Here is a 24,543-nt window from a genome sequence, read left to right on the forward strand (position 1 = left end):
TAAACAACGCATTTATGAACAAAATTGAATTGAAAGGACTGCTCCAAGAGCGAGTCCAAGGGATTGTTGTGTTTTCAGAAAACCAAACATCCGAAATTTTTTATGCCAAACCCGCTCCTGAGGTATGGTCGGTGGCGGAGAATGTCCAGCACTTGATTTTATCGGTGCAGCCGTTGGCGCGGCTTTTTGGCGCACCTAAATCGTATTTTATTGACAAATGGGGAAAAGCACCCCATTCATCAAGAGCGTACGAACAGATGGTAGAGATTTACGACGCGGCGTTGGGGGGAGGAGGTGTAGCAACGGGTGCATTTGTGCCATTGGCGACGACACCTTCTAAGGAGCAACTGCTGACGGACTTCGTGCAAATACACCAAACGCTGTTACAATTGGTGGAAGCCAATTGGTCGGAAGAAGAACTGGACGAGTACCCGATACCACACCCGCTTTTGGGGCTAATTACTGCCCGAGAAATGTTGTATTTTACCGCTTATCATCTCCTTCATCATCATCAAATTATGCAAAAAAGGGTGGAACAAGTAGCCTAAAAAAGTAGCCCTAAAAGCGAATTTGTACATTTTTGATAGCAAAAAGGATTATTAAATGTAGTACTTTTCTTATTTTCGTTGTACTATTTAAAGAACTTTTCATTTTTAGCAAAAATTTATTTGTACTGAACTAAGCAACTGTTGAATTTTTCAGTCAAGAAGGAAGAGGGTTTGTACTATTCTAAGAAAAGGTTGAAACCCAAGATATGAATTTATCAAGAGGGTATTTTTGACCTATTTTTTTGTAAATCAAAATCTTACACCTTTGCATTGTCAAAGCGAAGTCACCGCGACTGAGCGGCACAAGATGGTACAAAAACTATAACACACTATGAAAAAGATCACAATGCTTTCGACAGTATTTGCAGCTATGATGCTTGCAACCGCAGGAACTGCTTCGGCAGAAACTCACCTCCTTACCAAAGATGTAAAATTGGTAAAGCGTGACACCAAGAAGGTTGAAGTCAAAATCAACCAACCTAACGTAGGCGTACTTGATGTAGTAATTAAAGATATAGACGGCGTAGTTGTTCACGAAGGAATTTTTGAAGTGAACGAAGGCGTGTCAACTCAATTGAACCTTAACGCACTTCCAAACGGTGAGTACGTTATGAGTTGCTCTAACAACAGTTTCTGGTCGGCACAAACGCTTTTCATCAAAAATGGCAACGTGGAAATCGACGAGAATAGCTACAAAGAAGCGATTCTTCCTAAAGTAGAAGCGTTTGGTGTAAACCGTTTTGAAGTATCAACTTCTAACAAGAACGTAGCAGACATGAGCGTAGCCATCACAGACTTGGCTGGAAACTCAATCTATAGCAGCTATTTGTCAGCAGGTAGCCGTTTTAACTTGAGCCACTTGCCAGCAGGTGAATACGCTTTTGAATTTACAGTGGCTGATAAAGCTTTCAAGAAATTCGTGAAAGTAAAATAAGCAACAGTTGCAATGACTTCTCAAAAAAACAGACTATAACCACATCATCTTGCGATTTTGCGACACCCGTCGGCGGAGAACCCGCCGACGGTTTTTTTATGGTTAGTCCAAAAACCAACCTGCAATCCATTGGGTCAACGATAAACCAACGCTAAAAAGCAAAGCGGCAATGGCACTCGAAACGCTGAAACCATCGACCAAGTACGCGCAGAGATATACAAGGGCGATGTTGATGATAAAATAAAAGAGTCCAAGCGTCAGAATGGTAATAGGGATAGACAAAAACTGTAAAACAGGCTTTACGAAGGTGTTGAGGAGCCCCATCACAATGGCAACAATCACGGACGTAGTGAGGGTATCCACATAAAATCCTTGTAAAACACGGCTGGCAACAATTACCACAACGGTGCTGATAATGAGTCGAATAATTAGGCTAGTCATTGGTTTTGAGGTTATAGTAATTGTAAAAAATTAGCTTTGGAGACAGAAGTCGGGTTTTGAGAAACCCTCAGCAGGTTGATTGTAAACAAAGGTCAGGATATGAGTATCCTGACCCACATTCGAAAACCCAACTTGCCTTCATTAGGAAACAGCAAGGTTGGTAGAATCAAACTGTAGCTTGATGAGATTGGCGTAAAGCCCTTCTTCGTTGAGCGCTAGCTCGTCGTGCGTACCTGATTCCAAAATGGTACCGTCTTTGATGACATAAATGCAGTCCACGTTGCGAACCGTCGCCAAACGGTGCGCAATGATAATCGTCGTGCGATTTTGCATCAATCCATCGAGGGCTTCTTGCACCGATTTTTCTGATTCGGCATCGAGTGAACTGGTCGCTTCGTCCAAAATCAAGATTTTAGGGTCTTTCAAAATGGCCCGTGCAATGGCAATACGCTGACGTTGCCCACCCGAAAGTTTTATTCCACGTTCGCCTACAACGGTTTCCAGTCCTTCAGGAAAAGATAAAATAAAGTCTAACGCGTTGGCTTTGTGGGCTGCTTCGCGGATTTCTTCCTCGGTGGCATTGGGTTTTCCGTAGGCAATGTTCTCGCGAATAGTTCCGCCAAATAGCATCACTTCTTGCGGAACGACGGCGATATTTTGGCGGTATGCTGTAATGTCAAGTCCTTGAATATCATTGCCATCGACCAATATTTTTCCTCCAACGGGCTGATAATAACGCATCAATAATTGAACAATCGTTGACTTTCCAGCCCCACTGTAGCCCACCAGCGCAATTTTACGACCTGCGGCCACGTCAAGCGAAATATCTTTCAACACCGTTACGTCGGGACGAGTGGGGTAGGTGAATTTAACGTTTTGGAAAGAAATCGTACCGTTCATCGGAGCAACTGCTTTGGGCGATTCTATTTCGACTTCCGACGTTTCATCCAAAATTTCTAAAAGACGCTCCGACGCTCCCAATGTTTTTTGGATTTGGGCGTACATATCTCCCAAACCTCCTATTGACCCACCAATAAACATGGTATATAAAATAAAAGTCATAAGCTCTGAGAGTGGCATTTCGCCGCTTTGAACGAGCGTAGCACCGTACCAAACCACACCAATGATGCCGCCAAACAAGGCAAAAATGATAAATGATACGAAGCCGCCACGGAAACGCCCTGCTTTGAGTGCTGCTACGACCACATTGTCGAGGGCTTTGCCATAGCGCTGAACCTCAAGGCGTTCGTTGGTAAAAGCCTTTACCACGTTGACCGATTGAAGTGTTTCTTCTACAATGACGTTGGCAGCTGCCAATTCATCTTGGGCTTTCTTAGAAAGTTTGCGAATAAAACGCCCAAAAACCATCGCAATCACAATGGCTACGGGGAAAGTTGCCAACATAAAAATGGTCAATTTCCACGAAATAAAGCAAATGATGCCAATACCCACAACCACCGTGGCAAGTGAGCGAAACAGCTCCGCAAGGGTAAATGAGAGAACATCTTGCAACGATTGGACGTCGGACGTAATGCGGCTCATGAGCTCGCCCACGCGCCGCTGTTCAAAGAAAGAAACAGGTAACGAAATGATTTTGCTGTAAACCGTCCGACGAATATCGGCCATGCTTTTTTCGCTGACAATCGAAAAGAAAAAGATTCGCCCAAATGAGAATACCGATTGCAGAATTAGAACTCCTACAAGTACCAATACAACTTGATTGATGGTGTAGGACGATTTTCCTTCAATGACCGCATAAACTTCTCCAATTAGTTTTGGGAAAAGTAAGTTGGTGGTTAAGGATAAAAATAAGAATAAAATGCCGACGATAAAGGTGTTTCGATAGGGGAGAATGAATCGAAATATCTTTAGTGTTTTTTGGAGGCTCTCTTTGGTGAGTTTGCGTTTTTTATCTTCGGGCGACAACTCGGTGCCCGTTCCTCTGCCTTTGGCCATTAGTATATATAAATAGTGAGTTAATAAGAGACAATTGAGCGACAAAGGTAATCACAAGTCGGCTCATTCTTCATCTTTCTGCCCTTTGTAGTTGGCTTCTTCAAAAATCTGCCGAACGTTGGTGTTCGCCATCAATTCGGTCAGCGTGGTGTTTGATTTTTTGCGCAAATATTCTCCCACAATGCGCCAACCTACCCAACGGGCAATCCCTCCGGGGCAATATTGGCTAATTTCGGGCGTGGCGGGACGTTCGCCAATGAAGCGTTCTTTTTCGGCGTCGCGGGTTTGGTACAAGAGTTGGCGATCTAAAAAATAAGCCCAAATGTCTTGTTGGGAGGCATAGACATCGGTAAGTTGTTCGCCCGAATAGCCAATGATTAGGCTATCTGGCGTTTCGGGGGCGACGCGTTTGACAAACTCAAATCCTTTGCCGTACCAAATCATATCGGCTAAGAGTGTTTTGTCTTCGTTAGGTACTTTGTTGTATTTCTGAGAAATAAAGAACAAAATGCCTGGAGCGATGTATTCTTTTTGGTAACGACGAAGTTGATAATCAAAAAGTTGCGGGCGGTATTTGGCTTTTGGACCGCCAAAATAATCCAACCCAATGATAATAATGCTGTCTGATACGTACAAATCAGTACCCATGAAACCTGTGATGGTTGTTACGATTTCGGGGGCTTTAAAATCAGGGTAAGAAGCTTTGATTTGCCCAAAAGCTTGTTGGAGTTGGGTTTGTAAAAATGTTAAGTCCGCAAACTGGGTCTGAAGTTCTTGGCTAAATTGTTGTAGGTCTCGATTGGAAATGTTTTGGTACAACTGGTTGGTAATCATCGAGTCCGCCACGCCCGAAGGCAAACCAAAATAGTCTCTTAAAATGGGGTTTTTCTGGAATAACAGTGATAAGTCGGCGGGGGATTTTGCCGAAAAAATTTCTTTTTCGAGGCGTCGAATGCCAACGGGTACTTCTTGGGGTTTTTGTTCGCAGGCACTAAAAGTAAGCCCAAAAGCAATAAGAACGAGGAATGAATAAATAGCTGCTTTCATTGAAAATTTTGATGACGTATTTTAAACGTAGAAGCGGCCTAAAAAAGTTTGAAGTAGGGCTAGAAAACCGCTTTTGGCGTTTTGGCGTCGGAGACGCTGGGCCGTTTGCGCCCCGAATCGGAGTTCGGGGCGAGATAAGGCAGGCCATTTGCGCTCCGAATTTCATGTTTGCGTCGGAGACGCTGAACCATTTACGCCCCGAATCGGAGTTCGGGGCGAGATAAGGCAGATCGTTTTCGCTCCGAATTTCATGTTTGCGTCGGAGACGCTGAACCATTTACGCCCCGAATCGGAGTTCGGGGCGAGTATTTTCAAGAGATTTCCGTTAGATTTACCCCATAATTTGTGAACGATAATTTTTCTCTCATGGCCAGATATTTGATAGTATTGATGTGTTGGGGATGGATGTGTAGCGCCTTGGCTCAGAAACTACCCCCGATTCAGTACGAAGACCGTACCTACGAAACCACGATTAAAACCGTGGCGATTTATCCCGCACCCAACAACATTCAAGATCCTGCGCGTACCACTTATTCGCCCGTTGTCAATGTTGAAAGCACGAATCCGTTGATTGTGGAATTTGATGACCTCAAAGCGCGCTATCGAACGTTGAGGTACCGTATTTTTCACTGCAATGCCGATTGGACGTCGTCGGGCTTGAACGATATTGAATTTACGTACGAATACAACGACTACCCGATTAACACTTACCAGGCGTCGTTCAACACCAAAATTCCGTATTACCATTATACTTTTGAAGTTCCGAGGTTAAAACTTTCGGGGAATTATGTGGTGGCGGTTTACGAAGATTCGCGGCCTGCCAAAGTCGTATTTACGCGTCGATTTATGGTCTATCAATCGAAGGTAAGTGTGTTTGCGCAAGTTCGGATGTCGTCAGGAATTGCCGAGCAGCGCACGCATCAGCAGATTGATTTTGACGTTGATTACCGTGGATATGAAATCCTTTCTCCGCAAGAAGACTTAAAAATTGTGATTCGTCAAAACTACCGTTGGAACAAAATGATTACGAATCTGCGCCCAACCAACGTTCGTATTTTTGACCAAAAGCTGGAATTTCGCCCGTTTGATTTATCTAATAACATGCTGGGGGGCAATGAGTTTCGTTGGTTCGATACCCGCATTTCGCGCGGAGTAGGGATGAGCGTGGATGACATTCAACAATTGCCCGACCAGACCATCGCCCACCTTCGGGTTGACCAGTCGCGAGTAGGAGGTGGAGCAACTTTTCAGGCGCAAGACTTTAACGGTCAATACATTGTACTGAACCGCGATGCGGCTAATAGCACCAATGAGGCTGATTATATCAATACGGTCTTTACGTTACAAAGTCCGCAATATCCCAATGCGCAAGTATATGTCGGAGGGGCTTACAATTTATGGCAATTGGAGGATGCCAATCGGATGAGCTACAATGCGGCGAAAAATGTCTATGAAGCCAGTATTTTGATTAAACAAGGAATTGTGAATTACTATTATTTGGCGGTTGGCGCCGATGGAAAAATAAACGATACGGCTTTTGAAGGAAGTTATTCGAGTACGTCCAACGACTACGAAATATTTGTCTATCATCGTCCACCCGCAGCCCGCGCTGATCAGTTGGTGGGTTATCGTTTAGTGGAGTTTGGACGACGTTAAAAAAAAACCTCTCGAAAGTTTTGAACTTTCGAGAGGTTGAAAAAACAGAGTAATATGATTGATTTACAGAGTTTTTTGGTGTTTGCTTTTGCGACGTTAATGCTGAACCTCACGCCAGGTTCGGACATGATTTACGTCGCTACCCGTAGCACATCGCAAGGGACAAAAGCAGGAATTGTTTCGGCTTTGGGGATTGCGGGAGGGTGCGTAGTCCACACATTGGCTGCCGTGTTGGGGCTTTCGGTTTTGATTGCCGAATCGGCATTGGCGTTTAATATCGTGAAATACTTGGGCGTGGCTTATCTGTGTTATTTGGGCATAATGGCGCTTCTAACAACCAGCAATTTGTCAAGCAGCAGCACCGTAGGGACCATTCCGTTGAAAAAGCTGTTTTGGCAAGGAGTTTATACCAACGTTTTGAATCCCAAAGTAGCCTTATTTTTCTTGGCCTTTTTGCCCCAATTTTCCGACCCCTATTCGCCCGATTTTAAATGGCAAGTGCTGGGTTTAGGGATTTGGTTTAACTTTTCGGGAACCGTCGTCAATTGTTTGGTGGCGGTATTGTTTGGAAAAGCAGGTTCGTATTTGAACCAATTACCCAATTTCGCCCGTATCCAAAACAAAGTAACGGGCGTGATGATGCTTGGGCTTGGGGCGTATTTGGCGTTGGCAAAACGCAGTCAATAAACTACTTCAGCTTCTCGTTTTCGTGGTGGCGCGTCGCGTCGCGCTTGGTTTTTTTTTCTAAATTTTTCTGAAAAGCTTCGGTCAAATCGACGCCAGTTTGGTTGGCCAAGCACATGAGTACCCACAGCACATCGGCCATTTCATCGGCTAAATTTTTCTCTAAATCTGACTTTTTGAACGATTGGTCACCGTAGGTACGGGCCATAATGCGGGCGAGTTCACCCACCTCTTCGGTCAAAATGGTCATATTGGTCAATTCGCTAAAATAGCGTACTCCGTAGGTTTTAATCCACGTATCTACTTCTTGTTGTGCTTGTTCTAAAGTCATGGGGATGACGAATGTTTGAATGAATCGAATGATGAATAACAGAGGCCGTGTAGCCTAGTCAACCAGCCAAATGCGGTCGGCGTCGTAGCCTTGTTCTTTCCATTCAACCAGTACACGCTGAGAATCAAGGGTGTTTACTTTCATTCCAGTATAATCGGGTTCAACGGGGATTTCGCGGTTGTATTGGCGGTCGATAAGTACCAAAAGCTCCACTTTACGGGGGCGACCAAAGGCTTGCATGGCATCAAGTGCGGCCCGAACCATCCGACCCGTGGCGAGTACGTCGTCAATCAAAATCACTTTTTTGCCTTCAATGACAAAATTGATTTTGGTCGCATTGGCTTTCAGTGGTTCACGGCGACGAAAGTCATCGCGATAAAAAGTCGCATCCAAATACCCAAGTGGAATGTTTGAACCTGTGATTTGGCGAAGTTCGTGGGCGACGCGTTCGGCAAAATAAATACCACGCGGTTGAAGACCCAACAAGACAGAATCCGAAAAATCTTGGTGGTTTTCCAGAAGCTGTTGGCATAGCCGACTAATCATAATTTCGAGCAAAGGACTGCTCAGGATAAGGCGATTTTGATTCATCAGATAAAAAGGAAGACTTTTAAGGCTTCTTTAACTCCAGCCTTTAGGCTGGGGGTAATCAATAACTTTTAAAAATGGGCTTTAGCCCTGACATCTGTAGGGACGAGGACTAAAACCTACTCCTATTCTGGGTGTACAAATATAGAAATAACCAATCGTTACTCGCCCAACATTTCCAAAAACTCCGTTTCAGAAATCATTTTGACGCCCAATTTCGTGGCTTTGTCGAGCTTAGAAGCTCCCGCTTTTTCCCCTACAATCAAGAAGTTGAGTTTTCCCGAAACCCCGCTAACAAGTTTGCCGCCATTGGCTTCAATTTTGTTTTCGAGCTGCTCGCGGCTCATGCTGGCAAACGTACCTGAGTATAAGAATGTTTTCCCTTCGAGGGTGTTTGATTCCATCACCACGGGAAGGTCGTCGGTTTCCATTTTGAGACCTGCGGCACGGAGACGCTCGATATAGGCACGGTTTTGGTCCTCAGCAAAGTATTCTATCAAACTTTGGGCAATTTTTTCGCCGATTTCGGGGACGTTACGCAGGGCTTCCAAGTCAGCATTCATCAGCGCGTCGATGTTTTTGAAATACGCAGCCAGTTTTTCAGCGACTGTAGCACCGACAAAACGAATTCCGATGGCAAACAAAACCTGCTTGAACGGAACGTGTTTAGATTGCTCAATTCCTTTTAAAATATTCTCAACGGTCTTTTCCTTAAACCCAATTCGCTTGGTTTTTCCCGTTTCTTCGTCGGTGATGACTTTTTCTAACCCAAATAGTTTTTCATAAGTCAAATCGTACAAATTTGCGGGGGTGTTTACCAAACCTTTGTCAAACAATAACTCAATTTTCCCTTCGCCCAAACTGTCCAAATTCATGGCTTTACGGTGAATAAAATGCTCGATTTTACCACGGATTTGGGGCGGACAACCGCGTTCATTGGGGCAATAATGATTAGCTTCGCCTTCTTTACGAATAAGCAGAGTAGCACATTCGGGGCAGTGGGTTGGGTAGTAGATGGGGGATGTTAGACGAAATGCCCGTGCTTCAGTATCCACGCCCGTAATTTTCGGGATGATTTCTCCGCCTTTTTCTACAAAAACTACATCGTTGAGCATGAGGCCAAGGCGCTCGATTTCGTTGGCATTGTGCAAGGAAGCACGTTTCACGCGGGTCCCCGATAGCCAAAGCCCTTTGCCGTCTTCGTTGAGGTTATCTAAGTTAGCCACGGGTGTCAAAGCCCCTGTTCGCCCGACTTGGTACGAAACGGAACGCAAAACGCCAGGCTTGTTTTCAGCTTTGTATTTGTAAGCAATCGCCCAGCGCGGACTTTTGGCCGTAAAGCCTAATTCACGTTGTTGGGCGAGCGAATTTACTTTGATAACAATCCCATCGGTAGCGAGGGGAAGCGTATGCCGTTTTTCCTCCCACGTATGGATGTACTGAAGAACATCGTCGATGGTAGCGCATTTCTCCCACGAAGGCGAAACGTTGAATCCCCATGCTTTGAGGGCTTCGAGGCTGTCGGAATGGGTTTCAAATACGTCGTCGTCGCTCAAAAAATAATACACATAACAGTCTAACCCCCGACGAGCTGACTCTGCGGAGTCTTGAAGTTTGAACGCGCCCGATGCTGCATTGCGTGGATTGGCGTAGGTTTGTTCGTCGGCCTCTTCGAGCTCTTTGTTGAGTTTTTCAAAAGAAGAAATGGGCATAAAACCTTCACCACGGACTTCAAAAGCAAGAGGCAAAGAGCGAAGGGCAGAATTGGACTTCGAATCTTGTACCTTCAACGGCAGGGTTTTGATGGTTCGGACGTTGGCCGTGATGTCATCGCCTCGAACGCCGTCGCCCCGAGTTACGCCTCGCACTAGTACGCCATTTTCGTAGGTCATACTGAGTGAAATACCGTCGAATTTTAATTCACAAACATACTCAAAGTCAGCGCCATTAATCCCTTTTCTAACCCGCTCGTCAAAGTCGCGCAGGTCTTGCTCGTTGTAGGTGTTTCCCAACGAAAGCATGGGGTAACGGTGCTCGACCGCCGCAAAATTTTTGGTGATTGTACCTCCTACACGTTGGGTGGGAGAATCGGGGCGTTTGAGGTCGGGATATTGATTTTCGAGCGAAACAAGCTCTTCGAGGAGTTGGTCAAACTCGTAATCGCTGATTTCAGAAACGCTATCTTGGTAATACCGATGGTTGTAAAAATTGAGACGCTCGGTCAGTTCGTTAATGCGGTCGGCTACAGACATGGCTATGAGAATGTTTGCAATGGGATAGGCCGCGAAGTTAGAGAATCTAAACCAAAAACCCTAGGTCTTTAGAAGCCGTGGTGGTACAGCAAAAACGCAAATACATATAACCAGAGTACATCCACAAAATGCCAATAAATGGTAATGAGTTTGATTTTAAGCTGATTGGGAGGGTTGACACTAAAGACAAAAGCATCCACGTAGCTGTGGTTTTTGAGCGACTGATAAACGGCCCATGCCAACACCGCAACTCCAATGACAATGTGTAAAATATGAATGCCAGAAAGAAGGTAAATAAACCCAACGGATGGGTTATTGACGGTTGAAATGCCCGCCTGAATAAGCTGCGTCCAGCCCAAGAATTGTAAAACAACAAACACTATGCCTAAGCTAAGGGTAGCTCCAATGAAAGAGCGAAACCTGGGGAACTGATCTTTTTGTAAGGCAAGATTAGCGCCGTGCAGGGTAAAACTACTGACGATAATGACACAGGTACTCACCCAAAAAAGCGAAGGAAGTGGCACATCTGTCCAATGGACTCCCACTGACTTTCGCATGACATAAGTTCCCAACAAAATTGTAAACAGAAGCACACTTCCACCAAGTCCCAACCAAAGCATAAAATTGAAAGGTTCACGGCGTTTAGTGAAACGATTTTCTTTTACGGTGGATGCTTTTGCCATGGTGTTTAATGGGTCAAGTAAAAGTCAAAAATCAAGTGAGTTCTCCTTTCCAAACGGTGTAAGGACTAAAAATGTTCTGTAAATCGGGCACTTTCTCAAAAATTCCAAATACGGTCGAGCCTGAGCCTGTCATGCTGGCGTACAAAGCACCTGCTTCGTACAATTGGGCTTTTATTTGAGGTAAAACGGGGTATTTTTGAAAGAGACCATTTTCAAAATCATTCTTTACATAATGACGCCATTCTTCGATGGGACGTTGCAATGCTTCGCGCAAGTCTATCTCAGTTTTTTGGGGAACCACGCCCGCGTAGGCTTCGGCGGTGGAGATGTGGAGGTTTGGATAGACCAGAACAATGCCTTTGCCTTTGAGGGAAAGCGAAATGTCTTCAAATTGGTCTCCTTTCTCAAAACAAAACTGAGGCTGATTTTCGATAAAAAAAGCACAGTCGCTGCCCAAGCGTCGGGCGTAATTTTGGAGGGCGTCCGTAGAAAGCGATAGTTTGAAGGTATCGTTTAGGAGTTTAAGCACAAAAGCAGCATCCGAAGAACCACCGCCTATCCCCGCACCAATGGGTACGATTTTTAGTAAGTGCATGGCTACTGGTGGCAACTCAAAATCAGCCTTCAGCAATTCGTAGGCTTTTACACAGAGGTTTTTGGCGGGGTCGCCTGGAATATCTATGCCCGAAGAACTAAAGCTAAATTCAGCAGAGGGAATGATTTCAACGACATCCGACCAACCCACGGGGTAAAAACATGAAGCAATGTTGTGAAAGCCATCGGGTCGTTTTTCTGTGATTTGAAGCCCGATATTGATTTTGGCGTTGGCAAATGCAACCATACAATTGGAAGAAAAACATCCCGAAAGTTCAAACTTTCGGGATGTTAGAATAACGTCTATTTAATATAACATCCGAAACTTAATCGTTTCTTCTACATTCTTAATTTCGTCAATGAATCCATCCTCGTAGCTGCGTTCTACATCCATGATGACGTAGCCGATTTGCTCGTTGGTTTTGAGGTATTGACCCGTGATGTTAACATTGTATTTGGCAAAAATGTTGTTGAGTTTGGCCAAAATACCTGGTACGTTTTTATGAACATGCAACAAACGGTGCGAACCTTTGAGGAGCGGAAGTTGCACTTCTGGGAAATTTACGCTGCCTGTGGTGCTGCCATTGTTGATGTATTCCAACAAACGCTCAGGAACGTAATGCCCAATTCCTTCTTGGGCCTCTTCGGTACTTCCTCCAATGTGCGGAGTCAGAATTACGTTGGGCAATCCGCGAAGTTCACTTTCAAACGCTTCGTTGTTGGTTTTGGGTTCATACGGGAACACGTCAACCCCAGCGCCCCATACTTTGCCGCTTTTGAGGGCTTCAACCAACGCTTCCACCTCCACCACGTGGCCACGGGCAAGGTTTAAGAACACGACTCCATCTTTCATCAACTCAAACTCGCGTTTGCCGATGACGTTTTTGTTGTCTTTCCGACCGTCGATGTGCATACTTACCACGTCGGCAATGCGTAAAAGGTCGTCTAACGACTTGAGTTTTTTAGCATTTCCGATGGGCATTTTATCGACTACATCGTAGAAATACACCTCCATACCAAGGGCTTCGCCGATGACCGAAAGCTGCGTTCCGATGTGACCATAGCCAACGAGTCCAAGTTTTTTACCACGAACTTCAAAACTGTTGTTGGCCGATTTGTCCCATTTACCTTCGTGCATTCCGTTACTCTTGGTGAATACATTACGGATGAGCATAATCATTTCGCCTACTGCCAACTCAACCACCGAGCGCGTGTTGCTGTAAGGTGCATTGAAGACCGCTACTCCTTTTTCGGTCGCGGCTTTGAGGTCAATCTGGTTGGTACCAATACAAAAAGCACCGATGGCTATCAAACGCGGGGCGTTTTCAAGAACGCGGCGCGTAACGTTTGTTTTGGAACGAATGCCCAAAATGGTAACGTCTTTGATTTTTTCAATCAATTCGTCTTCGTCCAAGGCGCCCTTCAAAAACTCAACGTTAAAGCCTTGTTCCTCAAATGCTTGACGAGCTACGGGGTGGACGTTTTCGAGTAAAAGAATCTTGATACGGCTCTTTGGGTAGGACTGCGAACGAGGTAAATTGTTCAAAAACAAAAACTCATCCAACGACGGTACTATGTGGTCGGCGACGTTGGTTACTTTTGGACGCTCCACGTTTTCGGTGAAGGCATAAAAACGGCTTGCTACGCCTGCTTCGCGGAGTTCATAGTCAGTATAGCCATCGCCAATGACGCAGACATCGCCAGGAAGTGCAAGCGATTCGAGCAATTTTACCTTTCCTTTATCTTGCGACAATACGTTTTCGTCGTCCACACCAATGATGTTGCCATCGGCGTCAAAACGGAATGTATTGGCATACACATTTTCTTCTTTCAGCCCTAATTCGGTGACGATTGGGACAATAAACTCCTTAAAACCACTCGAAACGATAAGAATAGAGTCGGAATAGTCGCGGAGGAACGCTCGGTTGCGAACAAACGAATCTGAAACTTTGGTACGCAAAAAATCAACCAGTGCTTCGACGTGGTTGCGATTTGCTTGAAGAAGCGAAATACGCTGGCGCAAACCTTCCGCAAACGACAATTCGCCGTTCATGGCGGCATCGGTCAAATCACGGATTTGTTGAACTACTTTTTCGCGGTTGGGATTGCCCGCGAGGGCAATGTTAGCCAATTCGTCCAGACCTTCGACTTGCGTAAACGTGCTGTCGAAATCAATGACGTAATAGGTTTGTTCAATCGTGTTGGTGAGCATTCTGCAAAAATTTATTGAAATAGTATCGGCGGGTGCTGAAACGAATTTATGTTTCAGCACACAAATTTACCGTTCCTTTTTGGCATTTTTGCAAACTTGTCAAAAAATGGAAGGTTCTTTTAGAACTTTGTCAATACGCTGGCAGAAAAAAATTCATGAAAATACTTCACACGGCCGATTGGCATTTGGGCAAACAACTACATAAATACAGCCTTGAAGAAGAGCAGAGCTTGTTTTTGGACTGGTTGGTAGGAGAGATTAAAGAACGAGAAATTGATGTTTTGTTGGTTTCGGGCGATGTGTTTGATACCGCTAATCCTTCTAATCAAGCATTGACTCAGTATTATGGTTTCCTCAAAAAATTGGTCGGAACGGGCTGTCATGTGGTAATTACGGGAGGCAACCACGACTCACCAGGGGTTTTGAATGCTCCAAGGGAACTGTTGCGTTTTTTGGACATCAAAGTCATTGGAAATGCGCAAGAAAACATTGCAGATGAATTGCTACACATCGACACTCCTAAAGGAGACGTCGTAATTGCGGCAGTGCCCTATCTGCGCGATGCTGACTTGCGAAAATCGGTCGTGGGAGAAGGATACGACGACCGTTTGTTGGCATTACGACAAGGGATTCGAGGGCATTACGAACAACTCGCGCAGTTGTGTGCCGAGCGTTATCCCGCCAAATGCGCTATTGCGATGGGGCATTTGTACGTTAATGGCGCGTCGGTAAGTGAGAGCGAGCGCGATATTCACGTGATTGGGGGCGAAGCGGCTTTTTCAGCCGATTTTTTTCCAGAGGGCTTTGATTACATTGGGTTGGGGCACATTCACAAGCCGCAACGCATTGCAAACTCCGATTTTGTGCGGTATTCAGGGTCGCCTATTCCGTTGAGTTTTAGCGAGAGAGATGATAAAAAATACGTACTCGAACTCACCGTGGAGGGGCAAAAGATTGAAAAAGTAGCGCCAATTGAAGTGCCTCTTTTTCGAGAACTGCGTTGTTTCTCGGGGAATTTGGAAGAAGTGGAAGCGGCTTTGAACGCGTACGAAGTAGTTACTCCCTTGCCACCTTATGTAGAAATCCACGTGACCGAACCTTATGCTGACCCTCAAAAAGAAGCGTATTTCGGTTATTTAATTCGAGATTTTGAAGCGGCTCCTTTCAAAATCATCAAGCCTCGACTATCGTTTACCAATCGCACCCAAGGTGCTGATGAACTTTATGTTACAGGTACTTCGATTCAGGATTTAACCCCAAGGGATGTTTTTCAAAAACGCCTTTTAACCGAAAACCTCGACGAAGAAACCCAGCAGCTTTTGGCCGAAGCTTTTGAAGAACTGTGGCGTGAAGTGGCCGAACAAAACTGATTTTATCGATGAAAATTCTTCGCATTCGTTTTAAAAATATTAACTCATTTTACGGCGAGCATCCGTGCATTGACTTTACAACCAATCCTTTAGCGATTTCTGGTTTGTTTATCATTTCAGGCCCAACGGGGGCAGGAAAGTCAACTTTGTTGGACGTTATCACCTTGGCATTGTACAATGAAATTCCGCGTTTTGGCAGTATTTCAAAAACAGAAATTGAAAAATTAGGCTCTATTGTCAACCTCAAAGCTGCTGAAGAACCTAAGGTGGAAGCCTATGCCGAAGTAGAGTATGAAGTGCGCGGAGGACAGTTTCGATCACGTTGGAGTATTTCAAAAAATCGTAACGACAAATGGAACAATTACCAAATGGAAATCGCCGAGCTTCCTTCTGGTAATTTGTTGGATATTAAAGGGTTGTCGCAGTTTCCAAAAAAGAACGAAGAACTTATCGGACTAACTTACCAGCAGTTTGTAAAGTCAATTGTACTGGCGCAGGGGAGTTTTGCCGAGTTTTTACGCGCCAAAGCCCACGACCGTTCTAAATTATTGGAAGACATTACAGGACAGCGCATTTATCGGCAACTTGGAACGGCTTCTTATTTGAAGGATAAACTCTTTAAGGAAGAACTTGAACTTAAAGAAAAAGAGCTGAAACTGGTTCTGATGCTCACCGAAGAGGAAGTATTACAGCTTCAGCAAGCCAAATCCACGACCGAAATGCATCAGGTACAGGCGGAGAAAGACGTGCAGTTTTGGGAAAAAGAAAAGTCGGTATTGGAGCGTTGTTATGACCTTCAACAAAAATTGGAGAAAGTCGCAAAAGAGGTTCAAGTTGTTGAAAATGAGCAAGAAATCTTTAAAACAGACGCTTTTAGACTCCTCCAACACGAACAAATTAGCGAGTGGGCCGGAGAATTGGCAACTTTACAATCTCAGCAAACGCAGTTGAAAGGGTTGGAAGAACGTAGAAAAACGCTTCAGACGCAAATAGAAACGCAGACAACCATCATCGAAACGTCGCATCAACAAATCACTCATTTGGTGCAAAAATTGGTTCCGAAAGAGCATTTATTGGCAGAATTGAACGTTTTTGAAGGCGAAATCCTACAACTCGATACGGAAATTGAAAAACTTAATGCTGAAATCCGCCCTGTTTTTACGGCTATAAAACAAGAAGTTTCCGCAACCAATCACCCTTGGCTTAGGACGCTTTCGGTTGAAAAATTAGACGAAGCGTATGCCCTTCTTCAGCAGAAAAAACAAGAAATACAGCAAGAGGTTGCGGGCTTTCGGGTAGATTTTGAAGCAGAAAAAGAGCTCGCTCAATTAGCCAATCGGCAAAACGCTTTGATGGAATTAAAGGCAACCTTGACACGACGAAACGAATGGTACGCCCAAGGTCTTGATGCTAAAAAAGCCTTGGAAGAATCGACGGCAAAAGTCAACGAACGACAACCTCAATGGGTCGCACTTCAGCAAAAAATGGCTGAAATGGAGACCAAATTGAAAGTTCTTCAAGTGCAAAAGGAAAAAGAACAGCAAAAATTTAACCTCGAAGACCTTCGCAATGCCCTGCAAAATGGGGAAGAATGTCCATTGTGTGGATCTACGCACCATCCCTACGTCCATGCTTACGTGAATGCACTTTCTAAGGTGCAAATGGAGCTAGATTTGCTCGAAAGGGAGAGAAAAGAGGTGGATACTTCAATGCAAAAAGTAGGGGCGGAGTTAAACCAAGCGCAGGGGTCAATGACAAAAGTGACCGAAAATTTGGTCAAAATTCGCGAGGAGTATCGAAAGGCCAAAGAGGAAGGTGAAAAAACATTGACAGTGTTGGGATTGGCATCGGACAGTACCCTGGAGCAATTGGCTCAAGAGCAAAGGCAACTAGGGGACTTGCAAGAACAAATTACTAAGTGGCAGAAAGTCAGCGACATGAATACCGTGATAGGTAAATTGTTGGGGCAATATGAAGTGCTTTTTGAGCTTCGGGTACGAAAGTCGGCGAAAGAATTAGAAAAACAACAGCGGTATGCTGGTAAGGATATTCGTACCGAAAGTCAAGCATTACGGAATACGTTGACCAATGCGGAAACAACTTGGCAGATAGCTCAGAAACAAAAAAATGAAACCGAAAATGGCATTGCAGTTGAGCGTGAAAAAGTAACGCATCTGGCCAGTGTGTTGTCAACCCATTTAGCTGCTAAAGGCATTGAAAGTATCGAAAAAGCCAATGAACTTTTACTGCCAGCCCTAGAGGTTGAAAAATTGCGAACCAAACGTAAAGTGCTAGAAGACCGCGAAAAAGAGCTGGCCATCAATCGGAAAACTTGGGAAGAACAATTAATGGAAACGGCCCAACTTCGCCAAGCTGAATTGCCGTTGGAGGATGTAGAATTTAAAGTTAAAATAAGCCGTAGTTTACGTGATCAATACTTGAGGGAAGTATCGGATATTGGGTCTAAATTGGCGCATCATCAAGCCCAACAGACCAAATTTTCAACCCTACAAACGGAGCTTGAACAACTACGCAAGGAACGAAAAAAATGGGATTTGCTCAATCGCTACATTGGCGACCGTGAAGGAAACAAGTTTAGCAATTTTGCCCAAAACTTGACACTTTCCAACTTAATTGGATTGGCTAATCAGCGATTACGGCATTTATCCGACCGCTATATTTTAGACAAACCGAAAGAGGAAACCGAGAGTCTTTTTGTGATAGATACTTACCAAGGCAATGCCCAGCGGGCGGTCAATACGTTGTCGGGTGGTGAAACTTTCACCCTTAGTTTAGCCCTCGCACTCGCTCTTTCCGATTTGGCATCGCAAAATGTGAGTATTGAAAGTTTGTTTATAGACGAAGGGTTTGGAACGCTCGACCCCGATTCGCTCGATATGGCATTGAGTATGTTGGAACGCTTGCAGTCGGAGAGTGAAAAAACAATTGGCATCATTTCGCACGTGGAAGCATTGAAAGAGCGTATCGGAACGCAAATTCGCCTCTTCAAAAATGGCAATGGGCAAAGTACGATGGAAATTGTGGGATGATAGTCATCAAGCCCCACAACATTTTTTATATTTTTTCCCACTACCACAAGGGCAATCATCATTGCGGCTGATGGCAATCGTTTTTCCCGAAAGATAAAACCACTGATTATGTTCTTTCACAAAGAGCGAGTGTTCGTAATGCACCCGACTCTTTTTGTCTTCGTCGATATACAACGCTTGGAAAGTTACTTCTCCTTGCGTATCGAGCGCCGAACCTTTGGCCGTAGAGATAATTTTTAACCCTTTCCACTGCGACTCCTTGGCCCATTGCTCGATGGAGGCTTTATCAAACTGAGCCCGTTTGCTAAGATGAGTGGTTGCAATCAGATAATCACTAGCTACGACGCAGTACGCCGAATAGCGTGATTTCATCAGTTCCAAGGCCGTTGCAGCGGCGCGTTTTCCTGATATAATGCTACCACAGCATTCGTTAAAGGAAAGGGATGAACCACAAAAACAGGTTGTTGTCATTGAGGAGAAATTGGGTTTACCATCTTCAAATGTGTACAATAAATTGGGTTTTGAGACGTGCGTTTGGATATGAGTATCCAAACGCACGTGTGGGGTGCCCTCGGTTACTACTAACCGAGGGCGAGGTTTCTTAAAACCTCGATTACAGAATTGGGTTTTGAGAAACCCTGTGTTTGGATATGAGTATCCAAACGCACGTGTGTGCCTTCGGTTACTACTAACCGAGGGCGAGGTTTCTCAAAACCTCGATTACAGAATTGGGTTTTGAGAAACCCTATGTTTGGATATGAGTATCCAAACACACAAAAAAGCGGCGTTGAGCCGCTTTTTTGTGCTATTATTATTGCTAAAAAGGGCTAGTCAATCAACCTAAACAGACGATTCCAGCGGATTTTTGTTAAGATAGATTTTGGATTTGGATCAATCGACATCCAAATAAAGACCGCTTTCCCAACGATGTGGTCGGCAGGAACAAAGCCCCAAAAACGCGAGTCCGCCGATTCGTAGCGGTTGTCGCCCATCATAAAATAGTAATCTTGTTTGAAGGTATAACTCGTAATGGCTTTGCCGTCTATGGAAACTTTGCCTTTATCGAGCACTACTTTTTCAGGGTCATTGTGGTCAAAATACTTAATCACGTAGCCATATTTGGTTACGTTGGCAGAGTCAAGTTGGACAGTCAGGCCTTCTTTAGGTACTTGCATTGGTCCCCAAAAATCAGGATTTTGCTTCGCAGCGGCGGGGAAAAGTCCCATCTCAGGAGCAGAGGCAGCATACTGACTAACGTGGGTCACAGAGCGGATAAAGCTGTGTTTTTTCAAATCGTCCACGGTTTGGGGTGTGGTACGGATTTGATACACAAAATGGTTAGGCTTGGCCGTATCACCAGGAAACGTACCATAATCCCGAATGTCTTCATTTTCAAAAAAACGATCGTCCAGCAAGTCACTTGATTCCAAACGGTACATCAACTGGGCCTGTGGAGGCGTTTCTCCTTCTTTACCATTGATATAAACCAAACCATTTTTAACCTCCACCACGTCGCCTGCTACCGCAATACAACGCTTGATGAAGTTGGTACGCAAGTCAACGGGGAAATTTTTATATCCTCCATTCCCAACAAGCGGATCTTCAAACGGTTCTTCTGGGTCGCCAGGATAGTTGAAAACAACCACGTCGTTGCGTTTTACCGATGTGAAGCTTGGGAGGCGAAACATCGGAAGTTGAATTAAGGTAGAAAATGAGGGAATATTGGTTCCCCAAATGGTTTGGTGCGTAAGCGGTACTTGAAGTGGCGTACCAGGCGTCCGCGCTCCGTAGTGGAGTTTACTTACAAACAAAAAGTCGCCAATAAGCAAGCTTTTTTCCATGGATGACGACGGGATGGTGTACGCTTCCAATAGTAACCAACGGATAAGGGTAGCTGCTACTACAGCAAAAACGACCGAGTCGAGCCATTCTCTAAGGGCCGATTTTTTAGGTTTGGGTTGAGACATAAAAACAATTCTTATTGTAAACAAAAAACTATTCTCCTAGCAGTTCATCCATGCCAAACACGCCTTCGCGGGGAGCCAGCCATTCGGCCGCAACGACCGCGCCGAGGGCAAACCCTTGACGATTGTGGGCGGTGTGTTTGATTTCGATGCTATCTACTTCAGAATCGTAGCGAATAATATGAGTACCAGGAACTTCTCCTTCGCGCAAAGATAGAATGGGGATTTGGTTTTCGGTGCCCTCTTCGGTATTTACCCATTCTGTTTTGTTAGAAAGTTGTTGCATTAACCCTTCTGCCAACGTGATGGCCGTTCCACTTGGGGCGTCCAACTTATGAATATGGTGGATTTCGGTTGTATGCACCGAATACTGGGAATAGGGAGCGATAAGTTTGGCTAATTGCTTGTTAAGGCGAAAAAACAAATTAACTCCGATGCTGTAATTTGACGCGTAGAAAAATGCCGCTTTGTTTTCGATACACAGTTGCTCAATTTCGGGGCGGTGGTGCAGCCAGCCTGTGGTTCCACACACGGTTGGTAAGCCTTTACTCATGCACCATTTAAGGTTTTCATAGGCCGCTTCGGGGGCACTAAATTCGATGACGGCATCCACGTTGTCGCGGCTAAATGTATCTAGTTCGTGGCGGTTAGAAATGTCAATTTTTCCAACTACTTGGTGGCCACGGCTCAGGACGATTTGTTCAATCACTTTGCCCATTTTACCGTAACCTAAAAGAAGAATATTCATAATTTATGTTTTGCAATACGTAATTTATTTGATAGGAACGACAACTTTTACCCCATATACTTGGCCCGTAAAAGAGTTGTTGTAAGTATCAGGCTCAAATCGAAAAGACAAATCTTCTGACATATCAAACGTTTTGAGGTGAGCCGACACGTTGGCTTCCACGGCTGCCAGCGCCCAAACACCCACTACCAACAAAAAATTGAGGTCCCGATAGCGGCGGTAAAAATCTTTTCCTTGGGTAATACGGTCAAGAGTGAGGGTTCTGGTTTGGTTTTGACTTCGCAAAAACACCTCCGCCTCCGTTCTCAGCTGCTTACCTGTTGTTACATCATAGCTAAAGTAATACGGCCACAAAAAATCTTGGTAACGCAGGTGGTAAAATCGTATAAAATAAGCAACGGCTCCTAAGCCTCCATATACGAAAGGCATTTTCCAATACTGACGATTGTACGCTTGTCCCAGCCCAGGAAACATGAATGAGTAATATGCTGCTTTGCGCGGACTATGTTTCTTTAAAGCAGCGTCGTTCAATGAACTTTTTGCGAGGCTGTTTTTGCTCATTTTTTTATTCTTGAGCGAGTCCAGCACCGTAGAATCAACGGCCAAGGAGGATACCGCCTTTGATAGACGTTTTTGGAGGGAGTCTGTTGCTGTTTGTTGCGCCTTCACCATCATTGCTCCCGACCATAGCCACAAACTGAAAAAAATCCCTAATGTTCTCAAGGTTCAAACTTTAAAACGTCTAAAATACGATCTAATTCTTCTTGGGAGGTAAACGGAATTTTAATTTCACCTTTTTGTTTGTCATCGGTTTTGATAGAAACCTTTGAACCAAAAAACGATGAAAGTTTAAATTGCAAGGAGCGCAGTTCTTGTTTCAACAGAGTCGGCTTGCGGTCTTTGTTGGTGTCGTCGGGGTCGAGTTTAAGTGCCTGAACGGCTTCTTCTACCTTGCGAACCGACCAAGCTTCTTCGATGGTTTTACGAAATATTTTGAGCTGTGTCTCGGGGTTTTCGATGTTGATAATCGCACGTGCGTGCCCCATCGTAATTTGGTCGTCGCGCAAGGCGGCTTGAATCAACGGGGGGAGCTTGAGCAAACGAATGTAGTTGTTGACCGTCGTACGATTTTTACCTACTCGTTCTCCGAGTTCTTCTTGTTTAAGTCCACAATCCGAAATCAGGCGCTGATAACTTAGGGCAATTTCGATTGCGTTTAGGTTTTCGCGCTGAATGTTTTCAATCAAGGCCATTTCCAACATTTGTTGGTCATTGGCCGTACGAACGTAAGTCGGGATGTGGGTAAGTCCAGCAAGTTTGGATGCTTGTAAACGCCGTTCTCCCGAAATCAATTGATAGCGGTCTTTCCCGATTTGTCGTACCGTAATCGGTTGGATAATTCCCTGAATACGAATTGATTCCGCCAATTCATTGAGCGCTTCTTCATCGAATCGGGTACGAGGTTGATAGGGGTTTGTTTCAATGTGTTCGACCGAAACTTCGTTCATCATGCTTACGCCTTCGTGGGGCAAGGGGCTTGAAGAACGATTGACGTTGTCGCTGTCTTGGAGTAAAGCACCCAACCCACGACCAAGTCCTGTCATTTTTTTGGGTGCAGCTTTTCCGACATTTTCCATGTGCTAGAATTGTATGTTTTTAGATAGATTTTTGGAAAAAATCTACTGTGTATTCAAAGTTGGTGTCAATTACAGCGCTCTACGGCTGGTAGGTTCGTCTTGCTCTAGCAAGCCGTTTTTGTTCAAAACCTCACGAGCAAGGTTTAAGTAACTAATGGCTCCTTTACTGTCCGAATCCTGCGCAATGGTAGGTACACCGTAACTTGGCGACTCACTCAAACGGATATTGCGTGGAATGATGGTGTTGAAAACCATGTGTTTAAAGTGAGCAGTAACTTCATTTACTACCTGATTGGATAGACGCACCCGCATGTCGTACATGGTCAATAAAATACCCTCAATCGTCAAACTTGTATTCAAACGAGTCTGAATGATTTTGATGGTATTCAGGAGTTTGCCTAAACCTTCAAGGGCAAAGTACTCGCATTGTACGGGGACAATCACCGAATCAGCGGCCGTAAGGCTGTTGATGGTAATCAAACCCAACGAAGGCGAACAGTCGATGATGATAAAGTCGTACTCTTCTTTGATGGGCCATAGGGCCTCTTTCATTTTTTCTTCCCGACTTTTGAGATTAATCATCTCAATTTCAGCCCCTACGAGGTCGATGTGCGAAGGCAACAAGTATAGGTTTTCAAAGTTGGTTTCCACAATGGCTTGTTGTGGTATGACTCCCTCTACCATACACTCATAGATACTGTACTCAATCTCTTTGGGGTTGAAGCCCAAACCTGACGTAGAGTTGGCCTGTGGGTCGGCATCTACAATCAGCGTTTTGAAATCTAATACAGCCAAACTCGCTGCCAAGTTGATGGCTGTGGTGGTTTTGCCAACTCCACCTTTTTGGTTGGCTATTGCTATGATTTTTCCCATTGTTATTAGGTTTACCGCCTTCAAATATCCGTCTTTATTCCCAATAACCCAAACTGTTCCACGTAAAAAATGTTAAATGTTTCACGGTTTGGTACTTTTCGGCCAAGTTTTAAACTAAAAACAAGGCAAAACCTGTGCAGTAGGCAAGTGCTAGGAGGTGCATGGGCATGTTATGAAATAATGAAATTTTGGTTTGGAGTATGGAGATCTGTGGGTTAGCCTAAAAGTAGAAATAAGCAAATGAGACTTTATTTCAAGTATATACGCGAGACATAGGCTTAACCATTCATAACCAATGAAGTACTTATTGATTTTGTCGGCGGCGGCGACTGTGACATTGGCCGCTTTTTCGGGAGAAACACACCGCAAGCCTGAGCGGATTTTTGACGGCAAAAGTTTTAAAGGCTGGGAAGGCGATACCCTAAAAACGTGGCGAATTGAGCAGGGGGCATTGGTTGGTGGTTCTTTACAAACAAAGGTGCCAAACAATGATTTTTTATGTACAAAACGGAGTTATTCTGACTTTGTTCTAAAGGCTAAATTTAAGCTGGTGGGCACCGAAGGCTTCATCAATTCGGGGGTGCAGTTTAGAAGTAAACGACTCACCAATCCGTCCTATGAAATGGAAGGATACCAAGCTGATTTGGGTGATAAATATTGGGGAAGCCTCTATGATGAATCGCGGCGGAATAAAACGCTGGCTGGAAAACCCGCCGAAGAAGTTGCTAAATTGCTTAAACCTAACGATTGGAACGACTATGAGATTAGAGCGGATAAACGCCATATCGTTCTTAAAATCAACGGAGTAACAACCGTGGATTATACCGAGCCTGATACTAATATACCTCAGTCGGGCCTCATTGGCCTTCAAATTCACGGGGGAGGAAAGGCGTTGGTTTATTTTAAAGATATCTTCATCGAAGAACTAAAATAGGCCATACTGATTTAATGACCAAAGACCTAAACCTAACATTC

The 24,543-nt window shown here is 44.6% G+C and carries 22 protein-coding genes; 7 read left to right on the top strand and 15 right to left on the bottom strand.

What is annotated here, in order from left to right; all coding sequences use genetic code 11:
- Positions 1 to 14 precede the first annotated feature (14 nt).
- Positions 15 to 548, top strand: a complete 534-nt coding sequence (locus K339_RS35695) for a DinB family protein (protein WP_028522202.1) — start codon at positions 15 to 17, stop codon at positions 546 to 548.
- 331 nt (positions 549 to 879) lie between these two features.
- On the top strand, positions 880 to 1,482 hold the full coding sequence (locus tag K339_RS0102555) for a T9SS type A sorting domain-containing protein (protein ID WP_157607453.1): 603 nt from the start codon (positions 880 to 882) through the stop codon (positions 1,480 to 1,482).
- A 102-nt stretch (positions 1,483 to 1,584) separates the two neighbouring features.
- On the opposite strand, the gene K339_RS0102560 is transcribed toward K339_RS0102555, so the two are convergent.
- From K339_RS0102560 to K339_RS0102570, 3 genes are all read right to left on the bottom strand, one after another.
- Positions 1,585 to 1,923, bottom strand: coding sequence for a phage holin family protein (locus K339_RS0102560; RefSeq protein WP_028522204.1), 339 nt, complete (start codon positions 1,921 to 1,923; stop codon positions 1,585 to 1,587).
- Positions 1,924 to 2,064: 141 nt separating this feature from the next.
- Complete coding sequence (locus K339_RS0102565) at positions 2,065 to 3,879, bottom strand: ABC transporter ATP-binding protein (protein WP_028522205.1); 1,815 nt, start codon at positions 3,877 to 3,879, stop codon at positions 2,065 to 2,067.
- 63 nt (positions 3,880 to 3,942) lie between these two features.
- Entirely contained in the window at positions 3,943 to 4,926 is a 984-nt protein-coding gene (locus K339_RS0102570; RefSeq protein ID WP_028522206.1) for a gliding motility protein GldB-related protein, read from the bottom strand.
- Between the two features lie 366 nt (positions 4,927 to 5,292).
- Between K339_RS0102570 and K339_RS0102580 the strand changes: the two genes are divergently transcribed.
- Positions 5,293 to 6,582, top strand: coding sequence for a type IX secretion system plug protein (locus K339_RS0102580; protein ID WP_028522208.1), 1,290 nt, complete (start codon positions 5,293 to 5,295; stop codon positions 6,580 to 6,582).
- A 54-nt stretch (positions 6,583 to 6,636) separates the two neighbouring features.
- Complete coding sequence (locus K339_RS0102585; RefSeq protein ID WP_028522209.1) at positions 6,637 to 7,269, top strand: LysE family translocator; 633 nt, start codon at positions 6,637 to 6,639, stop codon at positions 7,267 to 7,269.
- Between the two features lies 1 nt (position 7,270).
- On the opposite strand, the gene K339_RS0102590 is transcribed toward K339_RS0102585, so the two are convergent.
- The 6 genes from K339_RS0102590 to serA form a co-directional block, all read right to left on the bottom strand.
- Positions 7,271 to 7,597: a nucleotide pyrophosphohydrolase gene (locus tag K339_RS0102590; RefSeq protein WP_028522210.1), complete on the bottom strand. Its 327-nt coding sequence runs from the start codon at positions 7,595 to 7,597 to the stop codon at positions 7,271 to 7,273.
- Positions 7,598 to 7,651: 54 nt separating this feature from the next.
- Positions 7,652 to 8,188: a bifunctional pyr operon transcriptional regulator/uracil phosphoribosyltransferase PyrR gene (gene pyrR, locus K339_RS0102595; protein ID WP_028522211.1), complete on the bottom strand. Its 537-nt coding sequence runs from the start codon at positions 8,186 to 8,188 to the stop codon at positions 7,652 to 7,654.
- Positions 8,189 to 8,346: 158 nt separating this feature from the next.
- Entirely contained in the window at positions 8,347 to 10,437 is a 2,091-nt protein-coding gene (ligA, locus tag K339_RS0102600) for an NAD-dependent DNA ligase LigA (protein WP_028522212.1), read from the bottom strand.
- A gap of 68 nt (positions 10,438 to 10,505) precedes the next feature.
- Entirely contained in the window at positions 10,506 to 11,120 is a 615-nt protein-coding gene (locus tag K339_RS0102605) for a cytochrome c oxidase subunit 3 (protein ID WP_028522213.1), read from the bottom strand.
- Between the two features lie 31 nt (positions 11,121 to 11,151).
- The gene (gene ispE / locus K339_RS0102610; RefSeq protein WP_028522214.1) at positions 11,152 to 11,961 is read right to left on the bottom strand and encodes a 4-(cytidine 5'-diphospho)-2-C-methyl-D-erythritol kinase; all 810 of its coding nucleotides are present in this window, start codon (positions 11,959 to 11,961) and stop codon (positions 11,152 to 11,154) included.
- A 60-nt stretch (positions 11,962 to 12,021) separates the two neighbouring features.
- Entirely contained in the window at positions 12,022 to 13,926 is a 1,905-nt protein-coding gene (serA, locus tag K339_RS0102615) for a phosphoglycerate dehydrogenase (RefSeq protein ID WP_028522215.1), read from the bottom strand.
- Positions 13,927 to 14,081: 155 nt separating this feature from the next.
- Between serA and K339_RS0102620 the strand changes: the two genes are divergently transcribed.
- The gene (locus K339_RS0102620) at positions 14,082 to 15,296 is read left to right on the top strand and encodes an exonuclease SbcCD subunit D C-terminal domain-containing protein (protein ID WP_028522216.1); all 1,215 of its coding nucleotides are present in this window, start codon (positions 14,082 to 14,084) and stop codon (positions 15,294 to 15,296) included.
- 8 nt (positions 15,297 to 15,304) lie between these two features.
- Entirely contained in the window at positions 15,305 to 18,346 is a 3,042-nt protein-coding gene (locus K339_RS0102625) for an AAA family ATPase (RefSeq protein ID WP_028522217.1), read from the top strand.
- Positions 18,347 to 18,352: 6 nt separating this feature from the next.
- Here K339_RS0102625 and K339_RS0102630 read toward each other — a convergent pair whose 3' ends face one another.
- From K339_RS0102630 to K339_RS0102655, 6 genes are all read right to left on the bottom strand, one after another.
- Positions 18,353 to 18,817, bottom strand: a complete 465-nt coding sequence (locus K339_RS0102630) for a YchJ family protein (RefSeq protein WP_028522218.1) — start codon at positions 18,815 to 18,817, stop codon at positions 18,353 to 18,355.
- Between the two features lie 356 nt (positions 18,818 to 19,173).
- The gene (gene lepB, locus K339_RS0102635; protein WP_028522219.1) at positions 19,174 to 20,313 is read right to left on the bottom strand and encodes a signal peptidase I; all 1,140 of its coding nucleotides are present in this window, start codon (positions 20,311 to 20,313) and stop codon (positions 19,174 to 19,176) included.
- 28 nt (positions 20,314 to 20,341) lie between these two features.
- On the bottom strand, positions 20,342 to 21,058 hold the full coding sequence (gene dapB / locus K339_RS0102640) for a 4-hydroxy-tetrahydrodipicolinate reductase (RefSeq protein ID WP_028522220.1): 717 nt from the start codon (positions 21,056 to 21,058) through the stop codon (positions 20,342 to 20,344).
- A 24-nt stretch (positions 21,059 to 21,082) separates the two neighbouring features.
- On the bottom strand, positions 21,083 to 21,781 hold the full coding sequence (locus tag K339_RS35700; protein WP_157607454.1) for a DUF5683 domain-containing protein: 699 nt from the start codon (positions 21,779 to 21,781) through the stop codon (positions 21,083 to 21,085).
- Entirely contained in the window at positions 21,778 to 22,695 is a 918-nt protein-coding gene (locus K339_RS0102650; protein ID WP_028522221.1) for a ParB/RepB/Spo0J family partition protein, read from the bottom strand. Before K339_RS0102650 ends, K339_RS35700 begins: the two co-directional genes overlap by 4 nt.
- Before the next feature lie 69 nt (positions 22,696 to 22,764).
- Positions 22,765 to 23,568 (bottom strand): ParA family protein, encoded by an 804-nt coding sequence (locus K339_RS0102655; RefSeq protein ID WP_028522222.1) that lies wholly within the window; start codon positions 23,566 to 23,568, stop codon positions 22,765 to 22,767.
- A gap of 295 nt (positions 23,569 to 23,863) precedes the next feature.
- On the opposite strand from K339_RS0102655, the gene K339_RS0102660 reads away from it, so the two are divergent.
- Positions 23,864 to 24,502: a 3-keto-disaccharide hydrolase gene (locus tag K339_RS0102660; RefSeq protein WP_028522223.1), complete on the top strand. Its 639-nt coding sequence runs from the start codon at positions 23,864 to 23,866 to the stop codon at positions 24,500 to 24,502.
- Positions 24,503 to 24,543: the final 41 nt, after the last annotated feature.

The sequence above is a fragment of the Runella limosa DSM 17973 genome (assembly GCF_000482465.1).
Classification (GTDB): domain Bacteria; phylum Bacteroidota; class Bacteroidia; order Cytophagales; family Spirosomataceae; genus Runella; species Runella limosa.